Genomic DNA, 14,219 nt, shown 5'->3' with positions numbered 1-14,219 from the left:
CTCCCTACGTCGGGCGCCGTGTGCCCGAAGGGGTGTCCCCGGGATGACGGCACCCTGCACTGATCGCGCCCGCATCCACTGTACGACCGTCACCCGGCCGGCCCACCGGCAGGTGGAGGAGGCGCTTCCCGACGTGAGGGAGGTCCGGCCCCTTCTGTCAGCTCTGTCCGCAATCCTCACACGATCGGATGAACGTGGAGCAAAGGGTGTCTCCGACCGCCCCGGCGGACGCTAAATTCACGCCGTTCCCCAGGGGCTGCCCGGCCCCCGAAGGCAGGAGACCGTACAGCTGATGTCGGAACGACCCCCGCAGCGCACGCCCAACCGCCGCCTTGCCTCACTCATCGCGGAAGCCGGGTTCTCCCATGCGGGCCTCGCCCGCCGGGTCGATCAGCTCGGCCTCGAACACGGACTGGACCTGCGGTACGACAAGACCTCGGTCACCCGCTGGCTGCGGGGACAGCAGCCGCGCGGCACCACCCCGGCCCTGATCGCCGAGGTCTTCACCCGGCGGCTCGGGCGGCGGCTCTCCGCGCAGGACCTCGGCCTCGACGCCTGCGCGCCCGTCTACGCGGGGCTGGAGTTCGCGGCCACCCCCACCGAGGCCGTCGACATCGTCAGCGGCCTGTGGCGCAAGGACTCGGGGACGCACACCGAGCTGCGCAAGATCGCCTTCACCCCCGCCGGTCTCGTCGTCCCCAGCCGCGACTGGCTGATCGGCCGCGCCGACGAGTGGGTGGCCCGGGACGGCGGGGCGGCCCAGCCGCCCGCCCCGCACCGCAGGGCAGGTGCCGGGGCCGCCGGTGGAGCCCCGGCACCCGGCGGCGGTGCGGAGGCGCCGGCCCCGGGCCGCACGGTCGGGGGCCTGCGCACCGACCTCCGCGGCATGCCCCGCCCCGGCGGACCCGTGCGCCCGGTGGGCCGGCCCGCCACCGGTCACCCCGTGCCGGCCGCCGGCCGGCCGCCGGCGGCCGACCCGTCCGGGACGGCCCGGCCAGGAGCGGCGGCGGGGGCCCTGCCCGGCGGACTGCCCGGCTCGGGAGCTCCTGCCGGTGCGGAGGGGCTCCCCGTGGTCCCGCGCCAGCGGCAGACCGAGCGCGGGCCCGGCCTGCGCGTCGGCAGCGGTGACGTCGCGGCGCTGCGCTCGGTCGGCGAGCTCTTCCGCACCCTCGACCACACCTACGGCGGCGGCCACGCCCGCCAGGCCCTCGTGCGCTATCTGGAGCACGAGGCCGAGCCGATGCTCCGAGGGAGTTACGGCGAAGCCACCGGGCGCCGCCTCTTCGCGGCGGTCGCCGACCTGACCCGGCTGGCCGGCTGGACCTCCTTCGACATCGCCGCCCACGGCCTGGCCCAGCGGTACTTCGTCCAGGCCCTGCGGCTGGCCCAGGCCGCCGGGGACCGCGGCTACGGGGCGTACGTCCTGATCACCATGAGCCGCCAGGCCGTCTACCTCGGCCACGGCAGGGAGGCCGTACAGCTCGCACGCGTCGCCCAGCAGGGCATCGGCTCCGCCGCCCCGCCCCTCGTCCAGGCCCTGCTGCACTCGGTCGAGGCGCGCGGCCACGGGATCCTCGGCGAGGCGCGGGCCTGCACCGCCGCGCTGACCCGGGCCGAGCACGCCCTGGAGATCGCCCGGCCCGGCGACGAGGCGCCGACGTGGGCCCGCCCCTTCGACGAGGCCCAGCTCGCCCACGAGCTCGGCCACTGCCACCGCGACCTCCAGCAGTACCGGGCCGCCGCCCAGCACGCGGAGCGCTCGCTCCAGCTGCGCGCCCCGGCGTACGCCCGCAGCCGGCTGTTCTGCCGGGTGGTCCTCGCCTCCGCCCGGCTGGGCCTCGGTGAGCTGGAACAGGCCTGCCAGCTCGGTGCCGAGGCGGCCCAGCAGGCCTCCGAGATGCGCTCGGTCCGGGCCGCCGAGTACGTACGCGCCTTCGAGCGCGCCCTGGAGCCGTACCGGGACGCGGCCCCCGTACGCGGCTACCGCGACCGGGTGGCGGCGCTGGGCTGAGACCCGGTCGGGCGCCTTCGGAAGGGAGCGCCCTTGAGCGCCCGTCCCTACGCCGCTTCCGGCAGCCCCACGCCTCCCAGATGCCCCGGAGCCACCCCCAGGTCCGTCAGGATCGCCTCGGCCGCCCGGCGCCCCGAGTGCAGCGCCCCCTGGACCGTGCTCGTGTCCCGGTGGTCGCCGCACACGTACAGCCCCGCCAGCACCCGCACCGGCCGGCGCGGGTCGTGCGGTGCCTCCATCGCGGGGACCGCCTCCGGGTCGTGGTGGGCGGCCAGCAGCTCCCAGTCGTCCGTGGGGGCCCCGTACAGCGCCGCCAGATGCGTCCGTACGGAACGGTCCAGGTCCGGCGGCGGCGCCCCGAGCACCGTCGAGGTGATCAGCGTCCGGCCCTCCGGCGCGCGCGAGGGGTCCACCTCGCTCATCACCGCCGTGTACGCCACCGGGCCCGACCGGTCGCCGTCCAGCACCAGCGATCTGGCGGTCGGCGGGGGCGCGGGCGCGGTGTGGTGAAGGACCGTCACCGGACGGAAGGCCGGCACCCGCAGCCCGGGCAGCAGCTCGGCCGCCGCCCCTGCGCCGGTTGCCAACAACAGGGAACGGCAGCCCAGTTCACCGTGCTCCTTGGTGCGTACGGTGGTGATGTCGGCGGCCGTGACGTGCACTCCGGTCCGTACGGTGCCGGGCGGCAGCGCGGCCGCCAGCAGGTCCGGCAGCGTCCCCGAACCGCCCGCCGGGACGCAGAGCCCGCCCCGCGCGTAGTCCCGCAGGGCGAGATCCGCGTACCGGCTCGACGTGGTGAGTCCGGGGTCGCCGAGCAGCGCGGAGAGCAGCGGACGCAGGATGCCGTCCACCGTACGGGCCGGCATCTGGCCGGCCCTCAGGGCGGCGAGCGCCGTCCGCTCGGGGCGGGCCAGGAGCCGGGCCGTCGGGGTGGCGGCCAGCCGGGACAGCGCGGCGCCGAGCCGGGCCCGGTCGATCGCCTCGGACACGGTGGCGCTGCTTCGGAGGCCGGTGGCCCCGGCGCCTGTGCCGCCGCGTGGGCCGCCTCGGGTCACGAGGCGCAGGTGGCTTCCGTACGCGCCCGGAGAGGCGCTGGGGGCGCTCGATCGGGCGCGTACGGCTCTGAGTGCGCCCCTCGCGCTCCGTATGTCGCCGGTGCGGTGGCGGCGGCCCTCGCGGTGCACCAGCACGCCGGGCGCGAACTCCCGCAGCTCCGGGGTGCCGAGCCCCGGGGTGGAGGTCAGCTCCGGCCAGGAGGTGCAGAGCAGGGGGCCGAGCTGGTCGAGACGGAAGCCGTCCACCTCATGGGTGGCCAGCCGGCCGCCCACGGTGGAGGCCGCCTCCAGAACACTGACGCCGACTCCGGCGTCGGTCAGCAGATGGGCCGCTGAGAGGCCGGCGATCCCGGCCCCGATGATGATCACGTCCGCGTGGTGTGCCGTGCTGCGCACAAGCCCCTCCCCGAGTCGGTGCGACTGGTGGGGGGCTCTTGCCCCCAACAGGTCCCCGGAATGCCGGAGTTCGCATCGAGGCTAGGAGGATGGCTGATACCGCATCAGACGCGCGTGCCCGGGAGCACCGGAGCACGGGGTCGCACGGAACACGACGGATATGGGTGAGGCTCAGCGCAGGGCCGCGCGGATCGCCGCGTCGATGCCGGGGAACGCGAACGTGAAGCCGGAGTCCAGCAGCCGCCCGGGGATCACCCGCTGGCTGCCCAGCACATCGCCGGCGAACTCCCCGAGCGCGACCCGCAGCGCGGGCGCGGGGGCGGTGAACAGGGTCGGGCGGCGCAGCACCCGGCCCATCGCGGCGGTCACCTCGGCGTTGGTGACGGGGTCGGGCCCGGTCAGGTTCACCGGTCCGGTCAGCGACTCGGTGTCCAGGATGTGGCGCAGGGCCGCCACCTCGTCGTGCAGGGCGATGAAGCTCCAGTACTGGCGGCCGTTGCCCAGCCGCCCGCCGAGCCCCGCCTTGAACAAGGGGAACAGGCGCCCCCACGCCCCGCCCTCGCGGGCCACCACCAGACCGGTGCGCGCGTGCACCGTGCGCACGCCCCGCTCCTCGGCGGCGGCCGTCGCGGCCTCCCATTCCTCGCAGACGGAGGGCAGGAAGCCGGCCCCGGGCGGCGCGCCCTCGTCGACGGCTCGGTCTCCCGTATCGCCGTAGTAGCCGATGGCCGACCCGGAGAGGAACACCCTCGGCGGGGTGTCCAGCGAGGCGACGGCCTCGGCGATCGCGGCCGTGCCGAGCACCCGGCTCTCGCGGATCTCCCGCTTGTAGTCGTCGGTCCAGCGGTGGTCGCCGACCCCGGCCCCGGCGAGGTGGACGACCGCGTCGCAGCCCACCAGCCCGGCCGCGTCCACGTAACCCCGCTGGGGGTCCCACTCCACCTCGTCACCGGACCTGGCGGGCCGTCGCACCAGGCGGGCCACCTCGTGCCCGTCGGCGCGCAGCGAGCGCACGAGCGCCGCTCCGATGAGTCCGGAGGATCCAGTGACGGCGATACGGGAGGTCGGCATGGTGCCATCCTGCCCCACGGATGACGGGAAACACGGCAGTGGTGATGACGGGCAACACGGCAGTGCATACGAGGAAAACACCGTGGAGTGCGAAGAACCCGGCATGGGAGAGTGACGTCATGTCCGCAACCACCACCCTCCACTCCGTCTCCGTCCGTCCCGCCCTGCCGGCCGACGAGGAAGCCCTCGGTGAGCTCGACCGGTCCACCTGGTCGACGCTGCACGCGGTCGTGCCGCGGCCCCGGCCCCCGTACGACCCCTTCTTCGACGAGCGGCACCGGCCCGAGGACTTCCTGGTGGCCGAGGCCGCGACGGAAACCGGAGAGCCGCGCATCGCCGGGTACATACGCCTGGTCCCGCCCACGCCCCTCGCCTGCAACGCCCATGTGCGGCAGATACAGGGCCTGGCCGTGGCGGCCTGGGCGCGCGGAGCCGGGGTCGGGCGGGCCCTCCTGCGGGCGGCCTTCGCCGAGGCGCGGCGCCAGGGGGCCAACCGGATCACGCTGCGGGTGCTCGGGCACAACACCCCCGCCCGGGCGCTCTACGCCTCCGAGGGGTTCGCCGTGGAAGGAGTGCTGAGCGGCGAGTTCTTCTTGCACGGGCGCTATGCCGACGACGTGCTGATGGGGCGCTCGCTGGCGCCCTGATCCGTGGCCGGTCCGATCCGTGGTCCGGTCCGATCCGTGGTCCGGCCTGATCCGTGGTCCGGCTTGATCCGTGGACGGGTCGCTCAGCGCGGTGCGAAGCGGTCCCAGATCTCCGGGTAGCGGGCCGCCAGCGCCTCGTCGTCCTCGAAGTCGACCGGGGAGCCCAGCGGCTCGGTGGGCTGCGGCGGCAGGCCCAGATCGGGCGCGACCACGCCCGTGAGCTGCTCGTAGGCTTCGTCGGCCGCGTACCCCAGCTCCTCGCCGTCCCCGTCGAGCTCCTCGTCGAACTCCTCCAGCAGCTCCGCCAGCCCGTCCGGGTCGTGCAGCGCACCCTCGAAGACCTCCCGGCCCTGGCCGATCAGCCAGCACCGGAAGTAGTCGAAGGCGTCGTCGCTCGCCCCGCCGAGCAGCACGGCGGCCGCGCCCCACAGATCCCAGCGGTAGGCGCGGTTGTAGCGGGCCTCGAAGTGCCGGGCGAAGTCCAGCACGGAATCGGGGTCGAGCTGCACCAGCCGTTCCACGAGCAGGTCGGCCTGCTCCTCGGGGTCGCCCTCGGCTCCCTCGCGGCTGCTGTCGATGAGCTCCCAGAATTCCGTCTCGTCCATCACGGGTCCAGCATCCAGCCTGCCGGGACCCCTCGCACGCCCAGACGGCGAAAAGAAGCCTTTCAGCGATACAGATCACTCAGGCGTTCGACCGCCTCGGCGATCCGGTCCCTCAGCTTTTCGGGGGCCACGACCTCCAACTCGGGACCCAGCGAAAGGAGCTGGCTGTACGCCACGTCCAGTGACTCCACGGGGAGGACGACCGTGCGCCACCCGTCCGGACCGGCGGGAGGGGCCTCGGAAAGGGCTGTAGCGGCGGCCGCCCGGTCGCCGGTGTACGTGAGCTGCCGTGCACCGCTCTCGGACACCCGTACGGTCACCTCGGTACGGAGGAGGGACCGGGCGAACTCGGCGGCCCGCGCGTCCCAGAACGCGGGCAGGTCGAAGGTCTCGTCCCGGTCGAAGCGTTCGGCGGCCGGCTCCACCGAGGTGAACCGGTCGATCCGGTAGACCCGGAAGTCGTCCCCGACTTTGGCGCAGAGGTACCAGACCCCGGCCTTGAGGACGAGCCCGTACGGAGCGAGCTCCCGTGACACCTCCGTACCTTCGCGTCCGGATCCGCGGCCCCCGCCCTTGCGGTAGCGGGCCCGCAGCAGGCGGTCGTCCCAGACGGCGTCGGCGACGGCGGGCAGGAAGCCGGGGGGCTCCGGCTCGTGGTACCAGGACGGGGCGTCCAGATGGAAGCGCTGGGCGGCGGAGGCCGAGGCGTCGCGTACGGAGGGCAGCAGCGCGGCCGACACCTTGAGCCGGGCCGCCGACGCCGCGTCCTCCAGGCCCATCTCGCGCAGCGCGGAGGGCAGCCCGGAGAGGAAGAGCGCCTCCGCCTCGTTCCGGGCGAGGCCGGTCAGCCGGGTGCGGTAGCCGCCGATGAGCCGGTAGCCGCCCGCCCGGCCGCGCTCCGCGTACACCGGGACGCCCGCCTCGGAGAGTGCCTGGGCGTCGCGGGTGACCGTACGCTCCGACACCTCCAGCTCGGCCGCCAGCTCGGCGGCGGTCATGGCGGGGCGGGACTGGAGGAGCAGCACCATCTTGATCAGCCGGGCAGCACGCATGCGCCCATTGTGGCGGCCGCGAAAACGCACGGCCGCCTGGGCTGAGCCCCCGGCCGCCCGCGCCGAAGCTCCCGGCCGCTGCTCAGGCCGAAACCCCCGGCCGCCGGGGCGGACGCGTTGTCGGACGCGCTCGCCCCGGTGACCGGGGGTCAGGTCGGGCTGACGGCTCAGAGGCCGTACCGCTCCCGGGCCTCCTTGACCGCCGAGGCCGGGACCTCGCCGCGCTTGACGAGCTGGGCCAGCGACGCCACCACGATCGACTGGGCGTCGACACCGAAATGGCGGCGGGCCGCCGCGCGGGTGTCGGAGAGGCCGAAGCCGTCCGTGCCGAGCGAGGACCAGTCCTGCTCCACCCACTGGCTGATCTGGTCCGGGACCTGGCGCATCCAGTCGCTGACCGCGAGCACCGGGCCCGGCGCACCGGAGAGCGCCTGGGTCACGTAGGGGACCTGCTGCTCACCGCGGAGCAGCGCCTCGTCCGCCTCCAGCGCGTCGCGGCGCAGCTCGCCCCACGAGGTGGCGGACCAGACGTCGGCCGTGACACCCCAGTCGGCGGCCAGCAGCTCCTGGGCCTCCAGGGCCCAGTGGATCGCCGTGCCCGAGGCCAGCAGCTGCAGGCGCGGCGCGTCCGCCTTGGCGGGCGTGCCCTCCTTGAAGCGGTACAGGCCCTTGACGATGCCCTCCTCGACGCCCTCGGGCATCGCGGGCTGGGGCTTCGGCTCGTTGTAGACCGTCAGGTAGTAGAAGACGTCCTCGGCGTCGGGGCCGTACATCCGCCGCAGACCGTCCTTGACGATCACCGCGACCTCGTACGCGAACGCCGGGTCGTAGTTGAGCGAGGCCGGGTTGGTGGCCGCGATCAGGTGCGAGTGGCCGTCCGCGTGCTGGAGGCCCTCACCCGTCAGGGTCGTACGGCCCGCCGTGGCGCCGACGATGAAGCCCTTGCCCAGCTGGTCGGCGAGCTGCCACATCTGGTCGCCGGTCCGCTGCCAGCCGAACATCGAGTAGAAGATGTAGAACGGGATCATCGTCTCGCCGTGCGTCGCGTACGACGTGGCGGCGGCGATGAAGTCGGCCATGGCCCCGGCCTCGGTGATCCCCTCGTTGAGGATCTGGCCGTCCTTGGCCTCCTTGTAGTACATCAGCTGGTCGCGGTCGACCGGGTCGTACGTCTGGCCCATCGGCGAGTAGATGCCGGCGGACGGGAAGAGCGACTCCATACCGAACGTACGGGCCTCGTCCGGGACGATCGGCACCCAGCGCCTGCCGGTCTCCTTGTCCCGCATCAGGTCCTTCACCAGGCGGACGAACGCCATGGTGGTGGCCATCTCCTGCTTGCCGGACCCCTTGTACAGGGCCTTGAACGCGCGCTCCTCGGGCTGCGGCAGCGGCGCCGAGGCGTGCATCCGGCGGGCCGGGGCGGGACCGCCGAGGGCGGCGCGGCGCTCCTGGAGGTAGCGGACCTCGGGGGAGTCGGCACCGGGGTGGCCGTAGGGGACGAGACCGTCCTCGAAGGCGCTGTCGGGGATCGGGAGGCCGAGCAGCTCGCGCATGCCCTTGAACTCGTCGATCGACAGCTTCTTCATCTGGTGGTTGGCGTTCTTGGACTCGAAGCCCTTGCCGAGCGTGTAGCCCTTGACCGTCTGGGCCAGGATCACGGTCGGCGCGCCCTTGTGCTCCACGGCCGCCTTGTACGCCGCGTACACCTTGCGGGCCTCGTGGCCGCCGCGCGAGGTGTAGAAGCACTCGGCGATCTTCGCGTCGGTGAGCAGCTTCGCCAGCTCGGCGAGGGCGGGCTCAGCGCCGAAGAAGTGGTCGCGGATGTAGGCGACGTCGCGGGTGGCGTACGTCTGGAACTGGGCGTCCGGGACCTCCCGCAGGCGGCGCAGCAGCGCGCCCGTGGTGTCCAGCTGGAACAGCTCGTCCCAGGCGTTGCCCCAGAGCGTCTTGACGACGTTCCAGCCGGCCCCGCGGAACTGCGCCTCCAGCTCCTGGACCACGCGGAAGTTGGCGCGGACCGGGCCGTCGAGGCGCTGCAGGTTGCAGTTGATGACGAAGGTCAGGTTGTCGAGCTGCTCACGGGCCGCGAGGGCCAGGGCGGCGGTCGACTCGGGCTCGTCCATCTCGCCGTCGCCCAGGAAGGCCCAGACGTGCGAGTTGGCGGTGTCCTTGATGGAGCGGTTGGTCAGATAGCGGTTGAAGCGCGCCTGGTAGATGGCCGAGAGCGGGCCGAGGCCCATCGACACGGTGGGGAACTCCCACAGCCAGGGCAGCCGCCGCGGGTGCGGGTAGGAGGGCAGGCCCTCGCCACCGGACTCCTGCCGGAAGTTGTCGAGCTGCTGCTCGCTGAGCCGGCCGTCGAGGAAGGCGCGGGCGTAGATGCCGGGGGAGGCGTGGCCCTGGATGTAGAGCTGGTCGCCGGAGCCGTCCCCCTCCTTGCCGCGGAAGAAGTGGTTGAAGCCGGTCTCGTAGAGCCAGGCCGCCGAGGCGAACGTGGCGATGTGCCCGCCGACCCCGTACCTGGCTCCCCGGGTCACCATCGCGGCCGCGTTCCAGCGGTTCCACGCGGTGATCTTCGACTCCATCTCCAGGTCGCCGTCGAACACGGGCTCGGCGGCGGTCGGGATGGAGTTGACGTAATCGGTCTCCAGCAGCTTGGGCAGCGCGAGACCGGCGCCCTCGGCGTGCTGCAGCGAGCGGCGCATCAGGTACGCGGCGCGGTGCGGGCCGGCGGCCTGGGTGACGGCGTCCAGGGAGGCCGCCCATTCGGCGGTCTCCTCGGGGTCACGGTCCGGGAGCTGGTCGAGCTCGCTCGGAAGCTTTCCTACGGGGTCGGTCATGATCGCCGCCTTCCGGAGAGGAGGGGGGTGGAGAAGGCCCTGGCTGGCAGGACAGGGCGATGGGGCCGGTGGGCCCGCGGAGTGAACTGTAAGCCGCTGATCGATGATCGATCAAAGGATTGAAGGCAAAACTTCTCGATACGAAGAAAAGTGGCATGGGGTGCCTCGAAAAGGGGCACGGAGTGACGCGAAAAAGTGCGCAAAAGGGGTGCTGACCTGCACGGAAGAGCAGGTCGCACGCCAAACGATCGACCGCCCGGAAAGGCTCAGGCGCGCGGTGCGCAACCCAGCACGTGGGCCTTCACCAGGGCGCCGATCTGCGGGTCCCCGGCGAGGAACGCGTCGATGAGGGCCTGGTGCTCCTCCGCGTACGACTTCTGCACCGTCCCCAGCCAGCGGATCGACAGGGCCGTGAACACCTCGATGCCGAGCCCCTCCCAGGTGTGCAGCAGCACCGCGTTCCCGGCGGCCCGGACCATCTCCCGGTGGAAGCCCACCGTGTGCCGCACCTGCGCCTCGCCGTCGGCAAGCCGGTCCGCCTCGTACAGCGCGGCCACATGGGGCTCCAGCGCCGAGCAGTTCCGGCCGAGCAGCGGGGCGGCCAGCTCCGCCGCGATCTGCTCCAGGCCCGCCCGTACCGGATAGCTCTCCTCCAGGTCGGCCGCGGTGAGGTTGCGGACCCTCACGCCCTTGTTGGGGGCCGACTCGATCAGCCGGAGCGTCTCCAGCTCCCGCAGCGCTTCCCGTACGGGCGTCTGGCTGACCTCCAGCTCGGTGGCGATGCGGCGCTCCACGATCCGCTCACCCGGCTTCCAGCGCCCGCTGACGATCCCCTCCACGATGTGCTCGCGGATCTGTTCGCGCAGCGAGTGGACGACGGGCGGGGTCATGTGGTGCTCCTTCAGGGCAGACCGGTGCTGCCTACATCATCACGGCGGCGCGGGCGACCGGTGGTGTTTAGACAATACGGCGGCGCCCCCGCCCGGAAGAGTTCCGGACGGGGGCGCCGCTGGTGAGGCTGGTTACAGCCGGAGCGTTCAGAGGCCGAGCTCGACCTCGAACTCACCGGCCTCCAGGATCGCCTTGACCGACGTCAGGTAACGGGCGGCGTCCGCGCCGTCCACCAGGCGGTGGTCGTAGGAGAGCGCGAGGTACGTCATGTCGCGCACCGCGATGGTCTCGCCGAGGTCCGGGTGGTCGATGACCACCGGGCGGCGGACCGTGGCGCCGATGCCCAGGATGGCTGCCTGGTTCGGCGGCACGATGACGGTGTCGAACAGTGCACCGCGCGAACCGGTGTTGCTGATGGTGAAGGTGGCACCGGACATGTCGTCCGGCGTCAGGCCGCCACCGCGGGCCTTGCCGGCCAGCTCGGCGGTCTTCTTCGAGATACCGGCGATGTTCAGGTCGCCCGCACCCTTGATGACGGGGGTCATCAGGCCCTTCTCCGCGTCCACGGCGATGCCGATGTTCTCCGCGTCGAAGTACGTGATGGTGCCTTCGCCCTCGTTGATCCGGGCGTTGATGACCGGGTGGGCCTTCAGCGCCTGGGCCGCCGCCTTCACGAAGAACGGCATCGGGGAGAGCTTGACGCCCTCACGGGCGGCGAAGGAGGCCTTCGCCTGGTTGCGCAGCTTCATCAGCTTGGTGATGTCGACCTCGACGACCGAGGTCAGCTGGGCCTGCGAGTGCAGCGCCTTCATCATGTTGTCGCCGATGACCTTGCGCATGCGGGTCATCTTGACCGTCTGACCGCGCAGCGGGGACGCCTCCAGCTTCGGCGCGGCCTTGGCGGCGGCCTGGCTTCCCGCAGTCTCAGCGGGTGCCGGAGCAGCGGCGGCGGCCTTGGCGGCCTCCGCGGCGGCGACGACGTCCTGCTTGCGGATACGGCCACCGACGCCGGTGCCCTTGACCGAGCTCAGGTTCACGTTGTTCTCGGACGCGAGCTTGCGGACCAGCGGCGTGACGTAGGCGCCGTCGTCACCGGTGGGCGCGGCGGCCGGGGCGGCCGGTGCCGGGGTGGCGGGGGCGGGCTGGGCGGCGGCGGGAGCCGGAGCAGCGGGTGCCGGAGCAGCGGGTGCGGCCGGTGCCGGGGCGGGAGCCGCGGGGGCCTCCTGCTTCGGCGCCTCGGCCTTGGGGGCCTCGGCCTTGGGAGCCTCCTGCTTCGGAGCCTCCTCCTGCTTCGGGGCCTCGGCCTTGGGAGCCTCCTGCTTCGGGGCGGCGCCCGGAGCACCGATGACGGCGAGCTTGGCGCCGACCTCGGCGGTCTCGTCCTCGGCGACCACGATCTCCAGCAGCACACCGGCGACCGGGGCGGGGATCTCGGTGTCGACCTTGTCCGTGGAGACCTCGAGCAGCGGCTCGTCCTCCGCGACCTCCTCGCCGACCTCCTTCAGCCAGCGGGTGACGGTGCCCTCGGTGACGCTCTCGCCGAGCGCCGGGAGGGTGACGTCGGTGCCCTCGGCGGACGAACCGCCGGTGGTCGCCTCGGCGGTCGGGGCCTCGGCCGGAGCCTCGGTCTCGGTCGACGGGGCGGTGGGCGCCTCTTCGGCGGCCGGTGCCGGGGTGGCGGCCGGCTCGGTGGACGACTCCTGGGCCGGAGCCTCGGACTCGGCCGGTGCGCCGGAGCCGTCGTCGATGACGGCCAGCTCGGCGCCGACCTCGACGGTCTCGTCCTCGGCGACCTTGATGGACGACAGAACGCCGGACGCGGGGGCCGGGATCTCGGTGTCGACCTTGTCGGTCGAGACCTCGAGCAGCGGCTCATCGGCCTCGACGCGCTCGCCCTCGGCCTTCAGCCAACGGGTGACAGTGCCCTCGGTGACGCTCTCGCCGAGCGCCGGAAGGGTTACGGAAACCGACATGGTTTCAGTTGCTCCTTACGAAAATGCGGAAGTGGTCGGTCGTCGCGCCCGGGACCGGGGGATCAGTCGTGCGAGTGGAGGGGCTTGCCGGCCAGCGCCAGGTGAGCCTCGCCCATCGCCTCGTTCTGCGTCGGGTGGGCGTGGATGAGCTGGGCGACCTCGGAGGGCAGCGCCTCCCAGTTGTAGATCAGCTGGGCTTCGCCGACCTGCTCGCCCATGCGGTCGCCCACCATGTGGACGCCGACCACGGCACCGTCCTTGACCTGGACGAGCTTGATCTCGCCCGCGGTCTTCAGGATCTTGCTCTTGCCGTTGCCCGCGAGGTTGTACTTGAGGGCGACGACCTTGTCGGCGCCGTAGATCTCCTTGGCCTTGGCCTCGGTGATGCCCACGGAGGCGACCTCGGGGTGGCAGTACGTCACCTTCGGCACGCCGTCGTAGTCGATCGGAACGGTCTTGAGACCGGCGAGACGCTCCGCCACCAGGATGCCCTCGGCGAAGCCGACGTGCGCGAGCTGGAGGGTGGGGACCAGGTCACCCACGGCCGAGATCGTCGGCACGTTGGTCTGCATGTACTCGTCGACCAGGACGTAGCCGCGGTCCATGGCGACCCCGGCCTCCTCGTAGCCCAGGCCCTGCGAGACCGGGCCGCGGCCGATCGCGACGAGCAGCAGCTCCGCCTCGAAGGTCTTGCCGTCGGCGAGGGTGACGCGGACGCCGTCCTGCGTGTACTCGGCCTTCTCGAAGAACGTACCGAGGTTGAACTTGATGCCGCGCTTGCGGAACGCGCGCTCAAGAAGCTTCGAGCTGTTCTCGTCCTCCACCGGGACGAGGTGCTTCAGGCCCTCGACGATGGTGATCTCGGTGCCGAAGGACTTCCACGCCGAGGCGAACTCGACGCCGATGACGCCGCCGCCCAGCACGATCGCCGACTTCGGGACGCGGTCCATCTTCAGCGCGTGGTCCGAGGAGATGATCCGGTTGCCGTCGATCTCCAGGCCCGGCAGCGACTTCGGCACGGAGCCGGTCGCCAGCAGCACGTGGCGGCCCTGGATGCGCTGGCCGTTCACGTCCACGGAGGTGGGGGAGGAGAGCTTGCCCTCACCCTCGATGTAGTGGACCTTGCGCGAGGCGATAAGACCCTGGAGACCCTTGTACAGGCCCGAGATCACCTCGTCCTTGTACTTGTTGACGGCCTCCATGTCGATGCCCTCGAAGGTCGCCTTCACGCCGAACTGGGCCGACTCGCGGGCCTGGTCCGCGATCTCGCCCGCGTGCAGCAGCGCCTTCGTGGGAATGCAGCCGTTGTGCAGGCAGGTGCCGCCGACCTTGCCCTTCTCGATCAGGGCGACGTCCAGGCCCAGCTGCGCTCCGCGCAGGGCCGCGGCGTACCCGCCACTGCCACCGCCGAGGATCACTAGGTCGAAAACGGTGCTGGCGTCGTTCGCCACGTCACGTCCTCCATGCATGTGCGCCGTACGCCGGGCCCCGTCGCTGGGGTATGACCGGCCGGTCGGCTGGTGTTCGGCCGCTTTGTCTTCGGCCCTGTGGTGGGGGCCCTGTCCTGCCGAGAACCCATCTTCGCACTTGTCGACGGTGGGCGGGACGCGGGGCCCGGGTCCGGGACGGATGATCGTCCGTTCCGGAGGGTTACTGCTGCGTAGATACCTACGGATTC

Annotated in this window: 10 protein-coding genes; 2 read left to right on the top strand and 8 right to left on the bottom strand. The window is 72.4% G+C overall.

The features are described 5' to 3' along the window. Positions 1–292: 292 nt before the first annotated feature. Positions 293–2,011 (top strand): regulator, encoded by a 1,719-nt coding sequence (locus ABZ154_RS08445; protein ID WP_356830283.1) that lies wholly within the window; start codon positions 293–295, stop codon positions 2,009–2,011. 47 nt (positions 2,012–2,058) lie between these two features. Here ABZ154_RS08445 and ABZ154_RS08440 read toward each other — a convergent pair whose 3' ends face one another. Together ABZ154_RS08440 and ABZ154_RS08435 are read right to left on the bottom strand one after the other, a co-directional pair. Continuing rightward, a complete protein-coding gene (locus tag ABZ154_RS08440) occupies positions 2,059–3,462 on the bottom strand; it encodes an NAD(P)/FAD-dependent oxidoreductase (protein WP_356830281.1) in 1,404 nt (467 codons plus the stop codon). Between the two features lie 171 nt (positions 3,463–3,633). Beyond that, complete coding sequence (locus ABZ154_RS08435) at positions 3,634–4,533, bottom strand: TIGR01777 family oxidoreductase (RefSeq protein WP_356830279.1); 900 nt, start codon at positions 4,531–4,533, stop codon at positions 3,634–3,636. 119 nt (positions 4,534–4,652) lie between these two features. Here ABZ154_RS08435 and ABZ154_RS08430 point away from each other — a divergent pair, with 119 nt between their 5' ends. Next, on the top strand, positions 4,653–5,180 hold the full coding sequence (locus tag ABZ154_RS08430; RefSeq protein ID WP_356830277.1) for a GNAT family N-acetyltransferase: 528 nt from the start codon (positions 4,653–4,655) through the stop codon (positions 5,178–5,180). An 83-nt stretch (positions 5,181–5,263) separates the two neighbouring features. Here the strand turns inward: ABZ154_RS08430 and ABZ154_RS08425 are convergent, their stop codons facing one another. The 6 genes from ABZ154_RS08425 to lpdA all read right to left on the bottom strand — a co-directional run bounded on the left by ABZ154_RS08425 (position 5,264) and on the right by lpdA (position 13,992). Next, complete coding sequence (locus tag ABZ154_RS08425) at positions 5,264–5,785, bottom strand: DUF4240 domain-containing protein (protein WP_356830275.1); 522 nt, start codon at positions 5,783–5,785, stop codon at positions 5,264–5,266. Between the two features lie 62 nt (positions 5,786–5,847). Continuing rightward, complete coding sequence (locus tag ABZ154_RS08420; RefSeq protein WP_356830273.1) at positions 5,848–6,837, bottom strand: WYL domain-containing protein; 990 nt, start codon at positions 6,835–6,837, stop codon at positions 5,848–5,850. 167 nt (positions 6,838–7,004) lie between these two features. Continuing rightward, positions 7,005–9,677 carry a pyruvate dehydrogenase (acetyl-transferring), homodimeric type gene (aceE, locus tag ABZ154_RS08415; RefSeq protein WP_356830271.1) on the bottom strand — a complete coding sequence of 891 codons (2,673 nt, stop codon included), beginning with the start codon at positions 9,675–9,677 and terminating at the stop codon, positions 7,005–7,007. Positions 9,678–9,943: 266 nt separating this feature from the next. Next, positions 9,944–10,567 carry a GntR family transcriptional regulator gene (locus ABZ154_RS08410; protein WP_356830269.1) on the bottom strand — a complete coding sequence of 208 codons (624 nt, stop codon included), beginning with the start codon at positions 10,565–10,567 and terminating at the stop codon, positions 9,944–9,946. A gap of 147 nt (positions 10,568–10,714) precedes the next feature. Beyond that, on the bottom strand, positions 10,715–12,541 hold the full coding sequence (gene sucB / locus ABZ154_RS08405) for a 2-oxoglutarate dehydrogenase, E2 component, dihydrolipoamide succinyltransferase (protein WP_356830267.1): 1,827 nt from the start codon (positions 12,539–12,541) through the stop codon (positions 10,715–10,717). Positions 12,542–12,603: 62 nt separating this feature from the next. Further along, a complete protein-coding gene (lpdA, locus tag ABZ154_RS08400; protein ID WP_093693018.1) occupies positions 12,604–13,992 on the bottom strand; it encodes a dihydrolipoyl dehydrogenase in 1,389 nt (462 codons plus the stop codon). Positions 13,993–14,219: the final 227 nt, after the last annotated feature.

Source organism: Streptomyces sp. NPDC006261 (assembly GCF_040613515.1).
In the GTDB taxonomy this organism is placed as follows: Bacteria; Actinomycetota; Actinomycetes; order Streptomycetales; family Streptomycetaceae; genus Streptomyces.
The sequence above is the reverse complement of the archived record's forward strand: the minus strand, read 5'-3'. Positions and strand labels throughout refer to the sequence as shown.

Coding starts and splice junctions, on each gene's coding strand:
- ABZ154_RS08445 (WP_356830283.1), top strand. CDS start 293: ATGTCGGAACGACCCCCGCAGCGCACGCCCAACCGCCGCCTTGCCTCA.
- ABZ154_RS08435 (WP_356830279.1), bottom strand. CDS start 4,533: ATGCCGACCTCCCGTATCGCCGTCACTGGATCCTCCGGACTCATCGGA.
- ABZ154_RS08430 (WP_356830277.1), top strand. CDS start 4,653: ATGTCCGCAACCACCACCCTCCACTCCGTCTCCGTCCGTCCCGCCCTG.
- ABZ154_RS08425 (WP_356830275.1), bottom strand. CDS start 5,785: ATGGACGAGACGGAATTCTGGGAGCTCATCGACAGCAGCCGCGAGGGA.
- ABZ154_RS08420 (WP_356830273.1), bottom strand. CDS start 6,837: ATGCGTGCTGCCCGGCTGATCAAGATGGTGCTGCTCCTCCAGTCCCGC.
- aceE (WP_356830271.1), bottom strand. CDS start 9,677: ATGACCGACCCCGTAGGAAAGCTTCCGAGCGAGCTCGACCAGCTCCCG.
- ABZ154_RS08410 (WP_356830269.1), bottom strand. CDS start 10,567: ATGACCCCGCCCGTCGTCCACTCGCTGCGCGAACAGATCCGCGAGCAC.
- sucB (WP_356830267.1), bottom strand. CDS start 12,541: ATGTCGGTTTCCGTAACCCTTCCGGCGCTCGGCGAGAGCGTCACCGAG.